The 20,699-nt window shown below is 38.1% G+C and carries 21 protein-coding genes; 14 read left to right on the forward strand and 7 right to left on the reverse strand.

Annotation, left to right across the window (positions count from 1 at the left end; translation table 11 throughout):
• The coding region (locus Q360_RS26245; protein ID WP_027078954.1) for a beta strand repeat-containing protein at window positions 1–2,349 on the reverse strand (2,349 nt) is incomplete at its 3' end.
• Between the two features lie 280 nt (window positions 2,350–2,629).
• Here Q360_RS26245 and Q360_RS0121700 point away from each other — a divergent pair.
• The 6 genes from Q360_RS0121700 to Q360_RS0121725 all read left to right on the forward strand — a co-directional run bounded on the left by Q360_RS0121700 (window position 2,630) and on the right by Q360_RS0121725 (window position 8,015).
• On the forward strand, window positions 2,630–3,379 hold the full coding sequence (locus Q360_RS0121700) for a peptidase associated/transthyretin-like domain-containing protein (RefSeq protein ID WP_027078955.1): 750 nt from the start codon (window positions 2,630–2,632) through the stop codon (window positions 3,377–3,379).
• 64 nt (window positions 3,380–3,443) lie between these two features.
• The gene (locus Q360_RS0121705) at window positions 3,444–4,145 is read left to right on the forward strand and encodes a carboxypeptidase-like regulatory domain-containing protein (RefSeq protein ID WP_245603381.1); all 702 of its coding nucleotides are present in this window, start codon (window positions 3,444–3,446) and stop codon (window positions 4,143–4,145) included.
• 58 nt (window positions 4,146–4,203) lie between these two features.
• Complete coding sequence (locus Q360_RS0121710) at window positions 4,204–4,701, forward strand: DUF6702 family protein (protein WP_036196451.1); 498 nt, start codon at window positions 4,204–4,206, stop codon at window positions 4,699–4,701.
• Window positions 4,702–4,761: 60 nt separating this feature from the next.
• On the forward strand, window positions 4,762–7,032 hold the full coding sequence (locus Q360_RS0121715; protein WP_027078958.1) for a M1 family metallopeptidase: 2,271 nt from the start codon (window positions 4,762–4,764) through the stop codon (window positions 7,030–7,032).
• A gap of 80 nt (window positions 7,033–7,112) precedes the next feature.
• Complete coding sequence (locus Q360_RS24225; protein WP_036196452.1) at window positions 7,113–7,451, forward strand: Sec-independent protein translocase subunit TatA/TatB; 339 nt, start codon at window positions 7,113–7,115, stop codon at window positions 7,449–7,451.
• A gap of 3 nt (window positions 7,452–7,454) precedes the next feature.
• A complete protein-coding gene (locus Q360_RS0121725) occupies window positions 7,455–8,015 on the forward strand; it encodes a phosphatase PAP2 family protein (RefSeq protein WP_027078959.1) in 561 nt (186 codons plus the stop codon).
• Here Q360_RS0121725 and Q360_RS0121730 read toward each other — a convergent pair.
• On the reverse strand, window positions 7,993–8,634 hold the full coding sequence (locus Q360_RS0121730; protein WP_027078960.1) for an O-methyltransferase: 642 nt from the start codon (window positions 8,632–8,634) through the stop codon (window positions 7,993–7,995). The genes Q360_RS0121725 and Q360_RS0121730 overlap by 23 nt on opposite strands.
• 56 nt (window positions 8,635–8,690) lie before the next feature.
• Between Q360_RS0121730 and Q360_RS0121735 the strand changes: the two genes are divergently transcribed.
• The 3 genes from Q360_RS0121735 (at window position 8,691) to Q360_RS0121745 (ending at window position 11,726) form a co-directional block, all read left to right on the forward strand.
• A complete protein-coding gene (locus Q360_RS0121735) occupies window positions 8,691–9,155 on the forward strand; it encodes a GNAT family N-acetyltransferase (RefSeq protein WP_027078961.1) in 465 nt (154 codons plus the stop codon).
• 68 nt (window positions 9,156–9,223) lie between these two features.
• Window positions 9,224–10,492: a kynureninase gene (kynU, locus tag Q360_RS0121740; RefSeq protein WP_027078962.1), complete on the forward strand. Its 1,269-nt coding sequence runs from the start codon at window positions 9,224–9,226 to the stop codon at window positions 10,490–10,492.
• Window positions 10,493–10,571: 79 nt separating this feature from the next.
• On the forward strand, window positions 10,572–11,726 hold the full coding sequence (locus Q360_RS0121745) for an MFS transporter (protein WP_027078963.1): 1,155 nt from the start codon (window positions 10,572–10,574) through the stop codon (window positions 11,724–11,726).
• Between the two features lie 20 nt (window positions 11,727–11,746).
• Here Q360_RS0121745 and Q360_RS0121750 read toward each other — a convergent pair whose 3' ends face one another.
• Window positions 11,747–12,913: a peptidase associated/transthyretin-like domain-containing protein gene (locus Q360_RS0121750; RefSeq protein WP_027078964.1), complete on the reverse strand. Its 1,167-nt coding sequence runs from the start codon at window positions 12,911–12,913 to the stop codon at window positions 11,747–11,749.
• A 108-nt stretch (window positions 12,914–13,021) separates the two neighbouring features.
• A complete protein-coding gene (locus tag Q360_RS0121755; RefSeq protein WP_027078965.1) occupies window positions 13,022–13,705 on the reverse strand; it encodes a hypothetical protein in 684 nt (227 codons plus the stop codon).
• A 78-nt stretch (window positions 13,706–13,783) separates the two neighbouring features.
• Here Q360_RS0121755 and Q360_RS26090 point away from each other — a divergent pair, with 78 nt between their 5' ends.
• The 5 genes from Q360_RS26090 (at window position 13,784) to Q360_RS0121770 (ending at window position 15,527) form a co-directional block, all read left to right on the forward strand.
• Complete coding sequence (locus tag Q360_RS26090) at window positions 13,784–13,936, forward strand: hypothetical protein (protein WP_156950242.1); 153 nt, start codon at window positions 13,784–13,786, stop codon at window positions 13,934–13,936.
• A gap of 121 nt (window positions 13,937–14,057) precedes the next feature.
• Complete coding sequence (locus Q360_RS25550) at window positions 14,058–14,309, forward strand: hypothetical protein (RefSeq protein ID WP_084273529.1); 252 nt, start codon at window positions 14,058–14,060, stop codon at window positions 14,307–14,309.
• A 119-nt stretch (window positions 14,310–14,428) separates the two neighbouring features.
• On the forward strand, window positions 14,429–14,605 hold the full coding sequence (locus Q360_RS27560) for a mechanosensitive ion channel family protein (protein ID WP_394331970.1): 177 nt from the start codon (window positions 14,429–14,431) through the stop codon (window positions 14,603–14,605).
• Between the two features lie 60 nt (window positions 14,606–14,665).
• Window positions 14,666–14,896 (forward strand): mechanosensitive ion channel domain-containing protein, encoded by a 231-nt coding sequence (locus tag Q360_RS25025; protein WP_027078966.1) that lies wholly within the window; start codon window positions 14,666–14,668, stop codon window positions 14,894–14,896.
• A gap of 82 nt (window positions 14,897–14,978) precedes the next feature.
• Window positions 14,979–15,527 carry a ClpP family protease gene (locus Q360_RS0121770; RefSeq protein ID WP_027078967.1) on the forward strand — a complete coding sequence of 183 codons (549 nt, stop codon included), beginning with the start codon at window positions 14,979–14,981 and terminating at the stop codon, window positions 15,525–15,527.
• Between the two features lie 81 nt (window positions 15,528–15,608).
• Here the strand turns inward: Q360_RS0121770 and Q360_RS0121775 are convergent, their stop codons facing one another.
• From Q360_RS0121775 to Q360_RS0121785, 3 genes are all read right to left on the reverse strand, one after another.
• Window positions 15,609–17,558, reverse strand: a complete 1,950-nt coding sequence (locus Q360_RS0121775) for an OmpA family protein (RefSeq protein ID WP_036196460.1) — start codon at window positions 17,556–17,558, stop codon at window positions 15,609–15,611.
• A gap of 50 nt (window positions 17,559–17,608) precedes the next feature.
• On the reverse strand, window positions 17,609–18,514 hold the full coding sequence (locus Q360_RS0121780; RefSeq protein WP_027078969.1) for a PorP/SprF family type IX secretion system membrane protein: 906 nt from the start codon (window positions 18,512–18,514) through the stop codon (window positions 17,609–17,611).
• Between the two features lie 215 nt (window positions 18,515–18,729).
• On the reverse strand, window positions 18,730–20,699 hold a 1,970-nt coding region (locus Q360_RS0121785; RefSeq protein WP_027078970.1), incomplete at its 5' end, for a gliding motility-associated C-terminal domain-containing protein.

Genomic DNA, 20,699 nt, shown 5'->3' on the forward strand with positions numbered 1-20,699 from the left:
GGTTTCCGATCCGTCACCAGCCGTGGCTGTGAGTACATATGGGTTTCCAGTTGTACCCGTTCCCGCGACCGTTACGGTTCCACTGCTGTTTACGACTGTCTCCGAACCATTTATACTAGCTAATTCGGCATCTGTGGCAAATATCAAATCCAAATTAATTGGTGCTGGGATATTTGCTCCTTCTGCAATATTTAGTTCTGTACCAGTCAAGGAGAAAGTAGTTATCAACTCATCAAAGGGGTTGGCTGCTTCACCAGCAGGTATACCGTCAATTTCCGTTTGTAGTTCGACAATGGCCGACTGAACGTCCACGCTTAAGGTATTCCCTATTGGAGCGAACGGCACGGCAGCTGCATTTTGGTTATCAGTGTTTATTTGGTTAAGAGGAACTTGTAGCGTACCCAGCGCATCTGTCAATTCAAGATTTAAACCATTTACTTCAAATGTTTGATTTAACTCATCTGTAGGCACGCCTCCACCAGCTGCCACCACGGTTACGTCTACGTAAGATTTGGTAGCTGCATCTTGAGGTAGGGTAGGGTCTGCTAAATTATTTATAGCACTATTACCTGCGCTATTTCCAACTGTCAATATATTTGTCAAGTTTAAAATTGAATTGAAATCCACCCCGGTACCGTTTGTAATATTCAAAGTATTACCAGTTAAGCTTAAATTTTGCTCATCTGTATTTGTACCGCCTAAAATAGGACCTAATTCAACACTACTACCATTAGTAATGTTTAGTGTGGTTCCTGCGAGACTTAGATTTTGTTCATCGGTATCCGCCTCTCCCAATATGGGAGCTAGGTCCACACCAGTGCCATCAGTTATGTTTAGGGTAGTACCCGCAAGACTTAGGTTTTGTTCATCTGTGTTTACATCGCCTAAAATTGGAGTTAAATCAATACCCGTACCATCTGTTATACTTATCGTGTTCCCTGCTAGACTTAGGTTTTGGTCATCGGTATCTACGGTGCCTGCCGGTAAAGCAATTGTACCTCCTCTTTCGAGCATTATTTCTGTTCCATCAGCGTTAATACTTATTTGTTGCTCATCCGTATTCACGGTACTTGCGGGTAATCCAATTGTAGTTCCACCATTCAGACCTGTTATAGTTAACTGGTTTCCATCGATTTCTAGTATTTGGTCATCAGTATTTATATAAGCAGTTAAAGGAAGCGCGTTCCCTCCAGAAATTTCTAAGGTATCGTCAGTGATACTTAAGGTCTGGTTATCCGTTCCCGTATTGTTTAAATTATTTAAAGTAATTTCTCGCGTACCTCCATTTTGAATCTCCAACGTAAGTTGGTTCGTCGCTGTATTAAAGTCAAAGCGGTTGATAGTTTGATTGTCGGTGTTTGTATACTTAGTAAGATTCACATTATTGCCACTTGTTATCCCTAATAAATTACCATTCAGATTTAACGTCTGATTATCCGTGCCAGTTCCGGTAAGAGAAGACACATCTATGGTGCCGGAATTACCGCCTTCAATATCTATTCTTAGTTGATTCCCAGTAACTTCTCCCCCTACTATATTCTGATCATCCGTCCCTGCATCGTTAAACCCACTTAAATCTACTCTTGTTTCATTGTTTGATTCGTTCAAAACCAATTCGTCCCCATCAATTATTGCGCTTGCAAGGCTTTCATTACCAACTACGGTATCGGCATCTTCAAAGATATGGTCGGCGATATCCATTGTGTTTTTGGCAATATCCAAAGCCACTTCAATCGTTAAATTACTGGCATTATCCCATTGAACTACACCAAATTCATCCGTAATTAATACTTGGTTTGGATCATCACTTGCGAGGTCGAATGTGGTTATACTTTGATCTCGAATGTTTAAGCTGCCCACTGCCCCGTCAGCCAATTCCTCTGCTCCTACAGCATCGGCTCCTAATTTATCAGGACCTATAGAATTATTCTGAATATTTGTACCATTAATACCTGCAGTGGCAATATGAACGCTTCTGATACTACCCGGCTCAATTTCTAGATTGTAACTATTGGTAGCTTCGGTAATACTAATTGTACTTCTTTGGTTAACTATGGGCGCATTGGTAATCCCAAAACTAACGGCATCGCATAAGTTGATCCATTGGGCCCCATCAAAATAATAAATACACTCTGTATCTGTATTATAAACCATACCGCCACGTTGGGGTGTAATACCGTCCATCTGAGATGTGGTAACACGGGTTATGACCAATACCTTGGAAGTGCTTTCTAGTTCCAGGACCGAAGAAGCATCTATATTCTGTGGATTATCCCCTATTTTTACTTGTCCTAATACAACGGTTGTACGCAAACATAAAAGCAGTACTAGAATCACTATTGGTTTCATAACGTGGTGTTTGTGACTTAAAAATAGCAGGAAGACAAAAATAAGATTATCTCTGTGTCCACCTAAGAATAGGGAACAAAACATTATGGTATTAAGATAAAGTGAAGACAAAAATCGTTAAACTGAATTCGTTTTTTAAACTCCTTTACGATAAGATCTATTTTTATGCCGATATTTATAAACGCGTTGTAAATTAACAAAAATTTATTGGTAGCGGCTTTTATAATACGGTAACATATCTTTACTTTAAATATTATTAAATAAACAGTAATACTCTTAGATGAAAATAACAAAAATCCTACTCGCATTCGTTCTAGTCATGTCTGTTTCCTTTGTTACAGGCCAAGACGATGAACGAAGGCTGCTGATGGGTAAAGTAATATACAAGAACATTAATGTAGCCAACGAGTATGTGATCAATTCCACTTCAGAAAAAGCTACGGTCACGAATGAGGAAGGTGAATTTGTTATAGAAGTAAAAGTAGGGGACGAGTTGGCTTTTACGGCTGTAAACTACCAGTATAAATTGATAAAGGTGACACAGGAAATATTGGATAATAACCGGCTTGTGGTTACCGTTAATGAAAAGGTGACCGAGTTGGATGAGGTGGTGATAACCCCAGATGATCCGGATCGCTTTATGAAAGTTAAAAACGAAGAATTTAAAGGCTTCGAGTATGAAATAGATCGCACCTCAGGCGTAGAAAACGTAGCGATGTCAGATACGGATAGGGGAATGCAAGATGGTGCTAATTTTGTAAATATTTTTAGGGCGCTATTCAAATCAAAAGATGTTTTACCAGACGATAGGCCTAAACTAAGAGTTAGTCAAGTATTGCGTCAAGTATACGATAACGAGTTTTTTGTATCGGACCTGAGTATACCAGAAGATAAGATAGATGCATTTTTGTTTTACTGTGACGTTAGAATGCCTGCCACGACCTTATTAAAAAAGGAAAACGAATTTCAGCTTATAGATTCCTTGGTAAATCACAGCAAGACGTTTCTAGCGGAGATAGATGAAGAGTAACTATTTTTGTTGTATTTGCTTTTTGTCGGCTGTTGGTTTTTCCCAGACCGGTCCTAGCAAAACAATGGAAGGCAAAGTGGTTAGTGCAGATGGCGATGTGGCCGCTACGCACGTAATGAATATTTCTACAAATAGCGCCACCATTACCAATAGCAACGGTTTTTTTGCCATTCGAGTACAACTTAAGGACACTCTGGTATTTTCAGCAGTGCAGTTTAAGAAAAAGGAGCTTGTGGTAACGGCCGAGCTGATGGATAGAGCCTTGGTTTCCGTTCCCTTGGAAGATGAATTGACAGAACTTGACGAAGTCGTAGTTACGCCCTATAACTTAACTGGAGATATTTCAAAAGACCTACGCACTTTGAAAATGGACCCTGTAGTAACAGCAGAGTCTTTAGGCCTTCCCAATGCCCACGTCCGTATTCCTACAAAATCAGAACGGGAGCTTTTTGAGGCTACTTCAGGAGGCGGATTACTACCCATAAACCCAATTTTAAACGGAATATCTGGCCGTACTAAAATGTTGAAGGAACGGGTGATACGGAATAAATTATACGATAGAACAGAAAGAGTCCGGGATTTTTATGCCGACTCTTTATACTACACCCAACTAAGGATACCCGAGGCTAAAATTGATGATTTTCTCTATTTCTGTGAAATTGATGCCAGATTTCAATACTTGGTAGATGCGCATGATGTTCTAAAAATATGGATGTATATGGAGAAAAGAAGCATGGCATACCGAAAAAACAACAACTTAAAGTAAGCCCTATCTTTGGTACATGGTTTGTCTTAAGATGTACACATCATTTATTTAAATTAAAATGAAAAAAGCTTTTTTAATACTGTTATTGCCTTTGTTGGCTTTTGCAACAGTGCATAAATTTTACATAAGTGTTACCAATGTAAGCTATTCCGAAAAGGATAATGCGCTACAGGTTACCAACAGGGTTTTTATAGATGATATAAATGCCGTTTTAAAAGAACGCTACGATATAGATGCCACACTTGGAAGTGATGAAGAGTCTGCCTTGGGACAAGAGTATCTAGAGAAATATATTCGCTCCAAATTCCGGATTACGCGAAATGGTGAAACTGTTGATTATACGCTGCTTGGAACTAAATACGATGTGGATGTGATTATCCTGTATGTGGAAGTTACCAACATAGACCTCCCAAAGGTTACCAGTATAGGGATAGAGAATGAAATTCTGACAGATTTGTTCGATGAGCAGCAAAACGTCGTACATTTTAACGTAGCTGGGAAAAAGAAAAGCTTTGTTCTCTTAAAATCCGATACTAAAGGAATGTTAAATTTGTAACATTTAGTAAGAAATCCTTTTAAAAACTTTAATTTTCAACCACTAAAAATAGCATGTAAAATGAGAAGAATTCAATACGCTTTTGCTTCAATTTTATTTTTGTTCGCTGTAGTTTCAGTTGCGCAGGAAGCAGGACAGAAAGAGAGAGCGCCAGGGCATTCCAACCAAAGTAAGTTTAAACAATTATACGAGGAGTTCGCAACTCCAAATACCTACCGTTCCGCCTCTGGTGCTCCAGGGCCAGACTACTACCAGCAGCAGGCAGATTATGTGATGGATATTCGTTTGGATGACGAAAACGCAAAAATCTATGGCGAGGAAACCATTACCTATACCAATAATTCTCCAGATGAACTGTCATACCTATGGGTTCAGTTAGATCAAAATGTTAGGGCTAAAGACGCTAAGGCACTCTTAAGAAATGGTAGCGCAATAAAAGTGGAAAATACAGTAGAAGACTTTGCAAAGAAATACTTAGCGTCTAGTTTTGACGGTGGTTTCAATATTGAGAATGTGAAGGATGCTTCGGGTAAAGCACTGCCATACACTATCAATCAAACCATGATGCGTATCGACCTTCCTATGGGTCTGCAAAGTGGGAGCCAATACTCATTCTCTATCAAATGGCACTATAACATTCCAAATCATACTGTTAACCGCGCCAGATCTGGGTTCGAGTTCTTTCCTAAAGATGGTAACCGAGCTTATGTAATTGCCCAGTTTTTTCCAAGAATGGCAGTTTATAGTGATGTAGAGGGATGGCAAAATCATCAGTTTTGGGGTAGTGGAGAATTTGCGCTACCATTTGGTGACTATGAAGTAAACATTACAGTTCCGGCAGACCACATTTTAGATGGTACTGGCGTGCTTCAAAATCGGAAGGATGTATATTCTAAAGAAATGATGAAGCGTTACGAGCAGGCGAAAAAATCTTATGACAAACCTGTTGTTATTGTAACACAAGCAGAGGTAGAGGAACTGGAGAAATATTTTTCCAAAAAAACAAAAACATGGAAGTTGAAAGCACAGAACGTAAGGGATTTTGGTTTTGCTACTTCTCGAAAGTTTATTTTAGACATGCAAGCTGTTAAAGTGGGTAGCAAGGATGTAATGGCTATATCTATGTATCCAAAAGAAGGCAATCCTTTATGGGAAGAGTATTCTACCAAAGCAGTAGCAGCTACCTTAAAGTCGTATTCCTCGCATACATTTGATTACCCATACCCCAAAGCGATATCTGTACATGCTAAAAATCAAGGCATGGAGTATCCTATGATTTGTTGGAACTATGGAAGGCCAAATGAGGATGGCACCTATTCCGATCGCGTAAAGTATGGGATGATAAGTGTAATTATACACGAAGTTGGTCATAACTTTTTTCCTATGATTGTAAATTCAGACGAGCGCCAATGGGGCTGGATGGACGAGGGCTTGGATACCTTTATGCAATACATTGCGGAGCAGGAATTTGGCGAGGATTTTCCAGAAGCCATTGCTCCAAATTCGAAATACCCTTCTAGAAGGGGTGATCCTGCGAAAATAGTGCCATACATGAGTGGCGACCAAAGCACAATTTCACCTATCATGTCCAATCCTGAAAATGTGTATCAGTTAGGGCCAAACGCCTATGGTAAACCAGCTACGGCATTGAATATTCTAAGAGAAACGGTAATGGGTAGGGAACTATTTGACCATGCCTTTAAAACGTATTCTCATAGATGGATGTTCAAACATCCTACGCCTGAAGATTTCTTTAGAACTATGGAAGATGCATCAGCTGTTGATTTGGATTGGTTTTGGAGAGGTTGGTTCTACACGACCGATTATGTAGATATAGGTGTGAAAGGAATTAAAAAGTATCAGGTCGCAAAAAAACCGGTTACTGGAGACTTGATGTCAAAAGTATTTTTAGTGTCTTCGGATAGTGAAGGCTACGATGCTGCTTTAGAAGGAGTAAGTCCATCCGAAACGTCAAAAACCTTAAAAGCATTCATGATGGATAATATGACTGCTGCCGAAAGGGCTGCGGTAAAGGAGCCCAAGTATTTCTTCGAGGTTACTTATTACAAACCAGGGGGAATCCCCATGCCTTTAATCGTTGAATATACATATGCAGATGGTACGGTTGAGAATATTACCTATCCAGCTGAAATTTGGAGAAAGAATGATAAAGAGGTAAAACTGGTTATTTCTTCGACAAGTGACTTGAAAGGTGTTGTTGTAGACCCCAAATTGGAAACAGCAGATATTGATACCACAAATAATTCTTGGCCTAAAAAAGAGGGGCAGAACGATTTTGATTCTTTCAAGGAAAAGGTAAAAGGAAAGTAATTTTTAAATTTTCTTAAAAAAGCCTCGTTGATTAACGGGGCTTTTTTTATTCCGATACTAAACTTGTTTATATTTGTATTATGATGTCAATACATTTTTTATTTATAAGTGGAGGTGAAATATTTTTCATCATGTTTATCGTGGTGATGGTTTTCGGCGCGGATAAAATTCCAGGTATAGCTAAAGGACTAGGAAAAGGTATGCGTCAACTTAGAGATGCCACCGAGGACATTAAGCAAGAAATTAAAAAAAGTGCAGATAAGCAGGGTATAGATACTAGTATTATTACAGATATTCAAAAAGACATCGACGAGGTTAAGGGCAGTATTGATACTGGTATAGCCAAGGATGTGAAAAAGGGTTTTGGAGATATTGGTAAACGTATTGGAGATGCGGCTGGTTCTGTAAAACGAAAGTAGGCTATGTTCGATAAGCTTTTAGAGTGGGACCGGGAAACCTTCATCTATTTAAACAGCCTAGGCATAGAGAAATACGATTTTTTCTGGAGCACTGTTACTACAATTTCTACTTGGATTCCTTTATTCCTACTCTTTATAGTTCTCTTTTTTAAGGCATATCCCAAAAAACAGGCACTGTATAGTATACTTACAGTTATTTTTATGTTTGTTTTTGTGCTGACCCTCACCGATTTAACAAAAGAGATTGTGGCTAGGTTACGGCCTAATAATGATATTGATTTTAATGGTTTTATCAGGATATTAAAAAAATCTAATGGCTATAGTTTTTTCTCTGGTCATGCTTCCTCCTCATTTTCTATTACCACGATTGTAGTTCTCTTTCTTTGGAAAGAATTCAAATGGGTAGTTCTTTTTTACCTATGGCCACTGTTGTTCGCATTGAGTAGAATTTATGTAGGGGTTCATTTTCCTATTGACTTGATGGCGGGTGCTCTGGTAGGTGCGGGGTCAGCCTTCTTGTTTTACTGGTTACACCAGCGTCTTATTTTACCCTACTTAGGGTAAGGCCGTCACGAATAGGCAGTAGCACGGTGTCTAATAACGGGTGGGCAGCTAGTCTTTTATTGTACTCCTGTAAAATTTTGGTTGTTTTGTCTTTTGGGTCTAGTTTCTCAATCACCTTTCCTGACCATAAAACATTATCGGAGAGAATTACACTACCAGATTTTGTTTTAGGCAGAACAACATCCAAATACTTCAAATAATCCTTTTTTTCCGCATCTATAAAGATGAGGTCAAAGGTCTGGTTTAGCTGTGGTATAATTTCCAGTGCGTTACCAGTATGTTGAAACATCTGTTGGCCATAGCCGCTTTTAACAAAGTACTTTCGTTGGATGTCATATAATTCGGCATTTACATCTATGGTATGCAGCTCCCCTTGTTTTTGTAAACCTTCGGTCAAGCATATCGCGGAGTACCCAGTATAGGTACCTATTTCTAATATGTATTTTGGATTGATGATTTTGGATAATAAACTCAATGTTCTCCCTTGAAAATGTCCCGTAAGCATTCTAGGTTGTATGACTTTCAAATGCGTTTCTCGGGTAAGCGCTCTTAAAATGTCTGGTTCTTGCTGGGAATTATCAGCAATGTAGTCCTCTAGTTCAGCGGATAGAAAATGCATGTATTTCTTTTTGCAAAAGTACCGATTAAAAGGTTATTTTAAGGTTTTAAAAACATATGGAAATAGAGATAAGAAAAGCAACACGTGCTGATTTAGAAACGCTTAGAACCATGGAGCAAGGGGTTATTGAAGCGGAAAGGCCTTTCGACCCTACGCTAAAGGAAGGCTCCATTCAGTATTACGATTTAGAAGGCTTACTGGACAACCCAAGGGCATTGGTGTTGGTAGCCACAGATGAAGATGCTATTGTGAGTTGTGGCTATGCCTTAGAAAAACAAGGAAAACCTTATTTAAAGTATGAAACGTATGCTTATTTAGGCTTTATGTTTACCGAGCCGGCGTATAGAGGAAACGGCTTAAATGGTACCATACTAGAAAATCTAAAGGAATGGGCGCAAGAAAATGGATTAACCGAAATTAGACTAACTGTTTATGATGAAAATAGTGCAGCTTTGCGTGCTTATGAAAAGGTAGGTTTTAAAAAGCATATTATCGAAATGCGTTGGCCTTTATCAGAATGAGGTTTTATGACAGCAAACTTTACCCATTGTTTCTGCCCTTATGAGTATTTTTGCATAAAAACAAAGCTATGACGTTTAAGAATACACTTTCTTATGCCCAGGAACTAGATAAAGAAGATCCGTTGCGTTCCTATAGAAATGAATTTCACTTCCCGAAAGTTAAGGGAAAACAGGTTATCTATTTTACTGGTAATTCTTTAGGATTACAGCCAAAGCGAACCAAGAAATATGTTGATGACGTTATGGACGATTGGGCCCAATTGGCGGTCGAAGGTCATTTTTATTCGGAAAAACCATGGTGGGATTATCATGAGCGCTTGGCAGAACCTTTGTCGAAAGTAGTGGGCGCTTTGCCAAAAGAAATATCGGTAATGAATACCCTTACCGTAAACCTTCATTTATTGATGGTTTCTTTTTACAGACCTACGGCTAAAAGATTCAAGATAATTTGCGAGGAAAAGGCTTTTCCTAGCGATCAGTATATGTTACAAAGCCAGGCTCGTTTTCATGGTTTTGATCCGGAAGTAACAATCGTTGAAGTGAAGAAACGCGAGGGGGAACACGCCTGGCGTACGGAAGATTTTTTAGATAAGATCAACGAAGTAGGGGACGAGTTGGCTTTGGTACTCATTGGCGGTGTTAACTATTACAATGGACAGGTATTGGATATGGAAGCCATTACAAAAGCCGGTAAATCTGTAGGTGCTAGTGTAGGCTGGGATTTGGCCCATGGCGTGGGTAATGTAGCACTAAAACTACACGATTGGGGTGCTGATTTTGCAGCATGGTGTAGTTATAAATATATGAACAGTGGACCAGGAAATGCCTCAGGTATTTATGTTCATGAACAATACTTAAACAGAAAAGATATCCCTCGTTTTGAAGGCTGGTGGGGTACAAAAAAGGATACCCGTTTTTTAATGAAGCCAGAATTCGAACCTATGGAAAACGCAGACGCTTGGCAGATTAGTAATGCCCCTATACTTTCTGTAGCCCCGTATTTAGCTTCGTTAGAACTATTTGAAGAAGTGGGTATGCCCGCTTTGATAGAAAAACGTAACAAGATAGTGGCGTATTTAGCGTTTGTCTTAGGAGAAATAGCTGCTGAGGTAGATAGTTCTTTTGAGATTATTACACCTAAAGATAGGGGATGCCAGCTTTCTGTTTTCTTACATGGTGAAGGAAAGGCCTTGTTTACTTATCTTATGGAAAACGGAGTGATAACCGATTGGCGTGAACCAAATGTGATCCGTTTGGCCCCGGCACCGTTCTATTCTTCCTTTGAAGATATGTATCGGTTTGGACAGATTCTAAAGCAGGGTATTCTGTCTAAATAGATAGTTTCTTCTATCTATTTGGTAGTCAAACTTGATATGACTAAAGCAAAAATCCTATTTTAACAGCCTTTTTTATGAAATGAAATCGTTACGCTTAATACTAACCAACGCTACCTATTTTGGACCCTCTTGGGTCTTTGCGAGCCTGAATATTCTTTTTGGTACGTGGGCTATTTACATTCCTCAGGTGAAGGAACACTTGGCCATTGACAAGTCGGAACTTGGTTTTGCTATATTTTTTTTATCGCTAGGCGTTTTTACTGTTTTTCCTTTTGCTTCCAATCTAGTAAATAAGCTAGGCGTTGGTAAAGCAACTTTTTATGGGGTTTTATTGAGTTGTGCTGCGGCCATGTTACCCTTGTTGGCTCCGAACTATTATGCGCTCATGGGTGCGCTCTTTTTATTTGGTGCTACGAATGGCTTTACGGATATTTCTATGAATACCTTGGTAACCGAAGTTGAAAAAAAGGATAATGTAAAGTTTATGTCGTCCTCTCATGGTTTTTTTAGTTTGGGAGGCGTACTGGCCGGTATCGGTAGTTTCCTTATTGGTCCCTTAGATAATCCTACGCTACATATGGGCTTGGCAGTTGCCTTGGTGTTGGTTGTAAATTCCATGTTCTATAAAAAATATATAAATGTTACTGCTGCTTTGGCAGAAACGGAAGGCTTCAGTCTAAAACTGTTCAAACCCTTATTGCTACTTGGGTTGATTTCTTTTGTTGCTATGGGAAGTGAAGGTGCTATTGTAGATTGGAGCGGCTTGTATCTAAAAGAAGTGAGTATAGCACCAGAAGCCTTATGGGGTGCAGGTTTTTTAGGCTTTCAAATTACGATGACCTTAGGGCGTTTTATGGGCGATGCTGTAAGCGAAAGGCTAGGTTCTGTAAAAATGATTGCCATAGGTGCTGCCTTGGCCTTAGCGGGATACGGTCTGGTGCTTTCGGAGGACACTTATTTGGCTATTTCTGGATTCGCGCTAAACGGGTTAGGTTTTTCTGTTATGATACCTGAAGTTTTTAGAATAGGCGGTAACGTTAAAGGCGTGGATTCATCTCAAGGTATTGCATTTATAGCTGGAACCGGATATGCGGGATTTCTATGTGCTCCCCCTATTTTGGGTTTTTTAGCCGAAACGGTTTCTTTGAAGACTAGTTTTATCGTTTTATTTTTCTGCGCGGTATTTATTTTAGGAATCACCTTTGTGCTAAAAAAGAAAGAAGCAAAGGTCTGATGAAGTTGAATCGACCAACATCAATCTAAATTACTTCGGATTTTAAATTCGGTATTTTTGGTGTCTAATTTTGATAGAAATTTCAACATTTCATCGGTTAACAGTAGTTGGTTTTGTGATTGCCAAAAAGTATCGCTATACGGGAACTTCAGTTTAAAGACATCCTTTTGTTCGTTTACATTACTCTTAACATCGGCCGTGCCAAAAGGGTCAGTAGTATAAAGAATAATTTCGATTTCAAATAGGGTTGGTTTTTTTTGTTCTTTTGTTTTCGATTCTAGTATGGCTTTATATTTTGCAAAGCTCATATAATAGCGATTATGGGAATCGTCTTTCTCAAAGAAGGAAGTACACTCTAGACGTATCGTATGGTCATATTCAAATTTATTAGTCGATGATTCAGGTGATTTTGATACTGTACTTGCATTGAATGATAGGATGGCATTGTCCTTACTGTTAATCATGTAGTGTCCGTATGATGAACCAGAATTTCCATCTTCTCGAGAGGAGAACTCTACTTTTATCTCGTCTGTATTTTCTAGCGGTTTTTCAATAACCTCAAAACCTGGTCCCATAGCATTTATTCTAACGAATTCGCTAAAAATTCTAAAGAAAGAAGGGAAAATGAAATAGATATTATTTTCATCTTTTTTGATTCCTACCTGCCTCATTTGATCGAGTTCTACCTGGTAGTCTTTTTTATCTAGTTCCAGGTTGCTCGTGTAAAGGGACGTTTTTCGTTTTACCTTTCCTTGCATGTCTTGCAAACGAACAATGGTGTCATTGCGTCTTAGAAGTGCCCTGATAAAAAAGGTTTCAGTATGCGGTGTCAAAAGATAATTGCTAGCAATGGAATCCTTTATGCGTTGCAGGATTGTCTTTGCATTGGTAACAACCACTTCATCTAGATTTACGATGTTTTTCTGCAAATAAATCGTATCCCTTAGTGTCCTATTGCTCATCTTTATTTTTTCATATCCCGGACTATAAAAGAAAACCGAATCTAATTGGGAAGAAAATTGGAACCTACCGTCTTCGTTCGTCATGGTATGATCTTTGCTGTTGAAAATGGAAACGAATTCTAGTGGTTCCATAGCATCAGCAGTCACCACAATACCGGAGTGTACTTGTTGGCCGTAACCGCCAAATACGTTGAAAATAAAAAGCAAGAATAGGTTTTTCGTCATCCCCAAGTTTAAAACACCAAATTTGAATTAACACATAAAAAACCAACTATTAACTTTTATAAACCTCCTACAGTGTTCGTGCTATTTTACAGTAAAGCCGATTGAGTTTCAGTCCACCGTTACTCCAGTAAAATAGAGTTTAAAATGACCATCAGGTCTTTTATGCATCGTAGCAATGTTGAGTCCGTTAAAATCTTGATAGGCCTCCCAACTAGTCACCATATTAGGTTCTTTTTGATTTCCTTTTCTAAAGGCCCATTCCTTTATCACCATATCGTCTTCAAAGTAAAAATCATACGCGTCACCTGGCGTATAGCCACCTGCACTGCCATAAACGATAGTTAATTTTTGCATATCCTTTTGTGCCATAGGCGCCATTACCGAGGTTTGATGGGTATAGGTGTAACTTTCTTTATCCCAAACCAATTGGTAGGGAGCCAATAACCAGAATTTATCGTTAATAAAGCCAGCATCTGTTTTAACAAGAACGGTATCTATGGCTTTTCTGTTATACGAAATGGTATCTTCCCGAGTTGTAAAAATAACATCATTACTTTTTGCTGCCCAAGACCAACTACGTTCAAAGTGAGACGAATCTCGGTCTACGTTAAATGTAAAGTTAATTTTGTCGACTTTTTTCCAATTAGCGAAACCGTTAGCAGCTGCAATTTGTTCTGGGATGGTAAGTTTTGTAGGAGGTGTGTCAACTTTTTCTACTGCTGTTTTTTGTTGCTCCTTGCAACTAAAAAGTAGTGTCAAAGTAAGTACCACTAAAATTAAAATATTTTTCATAATCACGTTAATTTTAGGTAAATATATCGATTGCTGATTCTTTCTCCTACTTTTGTCTGCTTCTAAAACAAACCGGGAGTGACCTTTTTAAGAAAACTGTGTCTTATCATCGCAAGTAACCAATTCAAAATTAAATCAGATTCCGATGACCTTGATAAAGATATTTCTGATGAGAAGCTTGTCAAGAAAATAGCAATAAAAAAGGATTCCATGATGTTCGGAGTGCTTTAAAACCGCTATTCCAAAATGGTATATAATAAATGTTACGGTTTTGCTAAATCATAAAAAGAGGCGGAAGATTTGACCCAAGATATTTTTTTAATGCTCTTCGTTTAAGGGAAAATCGAAGTTTTTGATTTGGTTGTATTCGTCTACCTATAATTTTTGCGTTAATTATGCAAACAGGGAAAAAGGAAGAAAGATATGTGGTAGGGCCAATAATATAGAGGATACAGAATATAGGCTTTCCGTTGAGGTTACGGATGAGCGTTTACTTCACCTGCAGGTTCAAAAATTAAAGAACACCTTGGAGCTCATTGATCTTGAAGAGAAGACCTTGTTACTGCTCAAGTACCGGGATGGGGTTTCTGTTCAGGAACTGTAAACTATTATCGAATGAGGTATTAGTGCGGTAAAAGTATTGTTGATTTTACTGTCTACGGTCGTATTGTCTCAAATTTTAGGATTGAAGGCTATTTCTGATGCTATTTATTCTCTTTTTGGATACCTACCGTAATAAGCGCCTTACTTATTCTTTTAGGAGGTCTTTACCTGGCAACAGTTTTTAAAAAGGCAGAAACCAAGTTAATGAAATCTTTAGGTGTAGGAGGAATAAAAATGCTTAGCAGTGCTATTTTTTATCTTATAACGTTCTTTGTATCCATTACGGCACTGAATTAGGCCGGGGTCGCTACAGAAATTATTACAACTAATTTCAGCCTTGTTTTAGGGGCCTTCTTATTGGCTTTTTCTCTAGCCCTTGGATTAGGGTCCAAAGAAATTGTAGGTGATTTGCTAAGGATATTTTATACTAGAAAAACATACGAAGTAGGGGATAGTATTAGATTAAAGGATATAGAAGGGCGTATTGAGGCTATAGACCATATTTCTATGGTGGTAAAAACCAAAAAAGGTAAAATCGTAGTGTCGATTAAAAAAGTAACAGAGAATACGGTAGAGTTGGATGACTGATGTTATTTCTAAAACCAAGGGCAAGAGACTATTTATTTATCAATAATTTCACTAATTTTGAACGTCATAAATAAAATTGAATATGAGTGCGAAAAAAGGAAAGATACAAGAAGCTATCGACGAAAAAATGTTGGAGGAAAGAAAGGTCTTTCTTTGGGGTATGGTAGATGATGACTCCGCAAAACATGTAATTGATAGACTACTGTACTTAGATATGCAGAATAATAAAGAGATTCAGATATACATCAATAGTCCGGGTGGGTACGTTACATCGGGTTTTGCTATGTACGATACCATCAAAGGACTGAAAAGTCCGGTTTCAACTATTTGTAGTGGTTTGGCTGCTTCCATGGGGTCTATTTTATTATCCGTAGGTAAAAAAGGGAGGCGTTTTATACAACCACATGCTCAAGTAATGATTCATCAACCAAGTGGTGGTGCTAGAGGTCAGGCTTCGAATATAGAAATACAAGCAAGGGAAATTATTAAGACCAAAGAATTGAGTGCTCAGTTATTAGCTGATAATTGCGGTCAGAAATTTGAAAAAGTTTTAAAAGATTTTGATAGAGATTACTGGATGAATGCAGAGGAGTCCATTGCCTATGGCATTGTTGATGGTATTATGGAGTAGTTTAAAATACTTCTGAAAAGTTAAAAAGTCCTTCTCTAATTTTTGAGAAGGACTTTTTAGTATCTAAAGCAGTTGTGATTATTATTTAGTAAGTAATTCCCTTTTTTTAATTTGAACTATCGGGAACTCTGTTCTTCTGTTTAATTCTAATTCTTCGGTAGAGCAATCCTTTTTGTTGGTGCATTGGTTAATTGGAATTCTTTTACCAAAACCTTTGTAGGATATTATCCTGTCCTTAGAAATACCGTTTGCAATTAAATAATTGTACGTAGACGTTGCTCTTCTTTGAGACAGTGCGTCATTATAGGCATCACTTCCTACGGGATCGGTATGCGCTTCTAACTTTATGGTCATATCCTTGTACGTTTGCGTCATTACCTTTATAACTTTATCCAATTCTATAGCAGCATCTGGTCGTATCTCACTACTGTTGAAATCAAAATAAATCTTGTTTAAATCGGCCAGTAGTTTAAGATCTAATACGGGGTCTAGAACAATATCTTTGCGTATTAACTTCTGAGAAATAGGCGTTTTTGATGTATTGAAATATACATTTTTATGTGGGTGGGTTTTTCTAACAGCCTCGAACATATATGTTGTCTTTCTATTGATAGGGAACCTGTAGTAACCCTTTTCATTGGTTATCGTCTGAGCTACGAATGTATTGGTTTTTTGATTAAATAGTTTTACTTGGACACTATCAAGTGGTTGCTGGTTTACGCCGTCTGTGACGATACCTTCCACATCTAATGCTGGCGTAAATTTGAAGCTATAGATATCATCACCTCCGATTCCTCCTTCACGATTTGAGCTAACATAACCATCAATACCATTAGAAAGGCCATAGTAGGCAAAATCATCAGCAGAACTGTTTATTGGAGTACCAAGATTAATAATATCTACTATTTTATATGCATCATTGGAAATTGTAGAAAACACATCTAATTGCCCAAAACCGACATGGCCATCCGAACTGAAAAATAATTTTCCTTCTTCGTTAACGAAGGGGAACATTTCGTTGCCTTCTGTATTTACGATAGGTCCTACATTAACGGGAGCACCGACGCCACCTCTTTCATGTATTTCTGAATAGTAAATATCTGTACCTCCATAACCTCCCGGTCTATCCGAAGTAAAATATAGTCTTTTTCTATCAGGTGATACAGACGGATGGCCCGTTGAATAATAATCGCTATTTATGCGTAAAGTTCTATTTTCAGTCCATTCTCCATCCACTTGTATGGCACTATAGATCTTTAAATTAATTTCATTTAAAGCTCCATAACCTTCTTTTTTTTCAAAGAAATTATTTCTAGTGAAGTATATGATCGTATCATTTTTGTAATCTGTTGAAAATACTAGGGAACTTTCATGAAATTTAGTGTTTACGTTTCCCCTAAGTCTTTTGGGTACTGCATATGGGTTATCTTCTGGCATCACAAAAATGTCTAACCAAGGTTCTTCGTTCCATCCATAGGTGTCACCGTTCACATCATCTATTCTGGAAGAGGATGCAAAATACAAATCCCCATCTCTGGAAAAAGTTCCGAAATCACTTTCTTTAGAGTTAAAAGAAACCGGTTCTACTTCGTAGCGTTGTCTGCTATTAAAGACAATAGAAGCAAGATTTCCGTCTTTAAGAAATCGTTTTAATCTAGAATCGTTTTTATTGGATTTTTTATACTTTTTCAACCATTTTTCAGATTCGTCATGGTCCCCATTACTATACAACGCCATTGCATATTTAAAATAGTAATCTGTTGGCAGGGTTGTACTGTTGATAACCGCTTTGAAATGTGGGATAGATTTTTTATAATCTCTAATCAACAGGTAGCACTCTGCTAATTGTTGGTGGGCATACTCTATGTTTAAGTCATCTTCTATCATTTTTTCGTACTCGGTAATCGCCTTGACATAAGAGAACTTACTGAAGTAATAATCTCCTTCTTTCTGAGCACCATATTGTGCAATGGTTAGTTGGCAGGCAAAAAGAAAAGCTATCAATATAATGGTATTCTTTATACTATTCATAATGTAGGTTTTTATTGTTTTTTTGGACGATACTTTTTTGGTCATTTAATTTAGAAATACCTAGGTGACTTCACTGGACCTCTTTGTCTTTTCTTTAGTTCGTAAATTAAAATAATCTCGTGCGTTCCTCCGGTATATGGCTTAATAGTAGAAGTAGGCAAGTCATAAGCATAGCCTATTCTGATGTCATTAGAAATCTGGTAATCCATAAAAGCTCCAAAGTTTGAGGCATCATTTACCCGGTAAGAAGCACCTATCCAAAACTTTTCGTTAAAAAGGAAGTTCGCTGTAAAATCATATGTAGCGGGAGCACCATTGGTAAACTTTGAAATCATCGTAGGTTTAAATTTTGTATTTTCAGATATATCTAATACTAAACCACCTATAGCATAGTAGCTATTTCTTTCTACAGCTTGAAACTCGCCATCATTTAAATCCGTATTTAATATTCTGGGTGAGGAAATACCGGCATACCATCTGTTTGAACCTATATAAAAACCAGCTCCAAAATTGGGGTTCCAACTATTAAAGTTGGCGTTAAAAAACATGTCATTTGGATCGGGGTTCTCCAGATTATAGCTTGTGAAACCAGCTTTTAATCCAAAGGACATTTTGACTTCTTCGCTTACCGGAACAGAATAAGAGAAATCTCCGTATACGTAATTCGTGCTTTCAAAACCTAAACGGTCATTAATGTATGATATACCTAAACCAATTCTTTCGTTCCGTAAAGGGGTGTGCATCGAAAAGGTACTTGTTCTAGGGTTTCCCTCTAATCCAGCCCATTGATTCCTGTGGAGTATAGTAGCATTTAATGTTTCTCTGCTTCCGGCATATGCTGGGTTTACAGAAATTGTATTGTACATGTACTGTGTAAATTGCGGTAACTGTTGTGCAGATGTTACGGTTCCCAAGAGAACAATAAGGATTAACATTGCCTTTTTCAAATTATTCATGGTGTTGAGGTTAAATTCTGTACTAGCCGATACCGAAGTATTACAAATAGGTTAATTATAAATCATATGTAGAACTAACACTTAGTAACCAATAAATTAGACGTTTAAGACCTATCAATATTCGTTCTCTGGCTTTTATTTCGTTTAACTGTATTTTTTTATAGTTCTATGAAACGTGTATTTTAATATTCTATATATCAGATTTTTATAGTGTGTCATTCGGCCCCCAGATAAATATATCCGTTTAACTGTTTGAAATCTGCTCCTACAACATTAATAAGATAGTAGTAGGTGCCTGTAGGTAAATAGTTTGAATTTCCTACAGAATTGTTAGGAGCATATCCACCCCAATCATTTGTATAATTTTTAGCTTCAAAAACCATATTACCCCATCTGTTGAATATCATAACATCAAAAGTATAATCACAATATTCCGTTCCTTTGATTTCAAACATATCATTAACACCATCGCCATTTGCGGTAACAGCTTTGCTTACCTCTATTTCATCTATACCACATGGTACACAGTCTCTATTCACTGTAATGATAAAGTCTACATAGTATTTACACGTACCACCGGTTGAGGTATACGCTATTTTATATTCACCCAGTTCTACATTAGCAGGGTCAAACAAGCTGCCTGTTATTACTACATTGCCTTCCATTACCTCAAATTCTCCTTCGGTGTCAAACCCTTCGGGTAGAAAGTTAATAAGGTCTATTGGTTTGTCTTCTACACAAATGTCTATAGTAACTTCTTGTAATTGAGGCTGTAGTACAAATACAATTTGTTCAAAAGAGGCGGTATTACCGCAAACATCAGTTACGTCCCAGATACGAATAATCATGAAATCTCCTGATGAACCTATTGAATTTTGGGTTTCTTCAGTAAATACAATATCATAATCTCCACAGCCGCCTGTAAAAGTTAATATGGGAACCTCTGGAATTTCATCGCCGCAAAGAATAGTAATTTCCTCCTCATACATTCCTGCTATAATTGGCCCTGTTGGCGGTACTGTTATTATTTGCCTGTGCTCTACTGTATTTTCTGCACAATCACTTGCGGTCCAGGTACGTGTTATGGTATATCCTGTAGCACAATTCTCATTGTTGGTAAATACTTCCTCAAAAGTTACCATAATATCCGGTTCACATGAATCCAAAGCTGTTAGTATCGCAGCATCCGGAACTTCATTACAGGCTACCGTCACATCAACAGGAAGTGTTTCAACAAAGGTAGGAGCAAGGGTATCTTCAATGGTGATGACCTGAACATGCTCACGTACATTACCAACACAATCCGTTATGGACCATGTCCTTGTAATGGTATATTCCGTAGGACAATCGTCTGTGTTACCATCTATAGTTTCGACCAATACAACTACAATAGCACAAGAACTGGTAGATGTAATATCCTCCGCAGGTGGAATAACATCGCATGCTTCGATGGTTATATCCTCGGGCCATCCCTCATTTCCATCATCGTCAATTATGTTTATAGTAGCCGTGTCATTTGTAAGTATGGTAACCAAGGTGGTGGAGATATTACTCAGGAATAATTGAAAATCTTCCAAACTTTCGATAATAATATCATTTATTATTGGAATGGCTATAGTTTGCGTATTTGGATTTGCGCCACCAAAGGACAGGATTTGTGTTCCTGTTGCAACTCCAGTGTAATCAAATGTAGCTGTAGCTGTGCCATTGGTAGTGTGATACTCAATGGTGAATTCGTCTTGTACGTTTGCGTTCAACACTACATTAATAAAAACAGTACCTGCATTCTCGTCTACATCTATGCTGGTTAAATCAAATTGAATACCGAGTGATGGATCATTATCGTTATCGGTAATGGTACCGATACCGTTAGCATCTACTATTGCCACAAGGACATTTGATATGTTCGAAAGTGTAATGTTCAGATCTTCGCTTGCTTCAAGTAGCGCATCATCTATAATGGTTACGCTCACGTTTTGTGTTGCACCGTCCGTTGTACCGTCAGGGAAGGTTAGGTTACCCGTTGCACTTGCCACGGTGTAATCGTCAGGAGATAGTGCAGACCCGTCGGCTACTGTGAAGTCTACCGTAAATGCACCTGATACTGTTGGTCCCGTATAGGTCACTACGAAATCTGTAGTTCCCACGTCTTCGTTCACTGTAAAGTCGCTTACCGCGATACCTT

This window comes from Maribacter antarcticus DSM 21422, assembly GCF_000621125.1.
Lineage (GTDB): Bacteria > Bacteroidota > Bacteroidia > Flavobacteriales > Flavobacteriaceae > Maribacter > Maribacter antarcticus.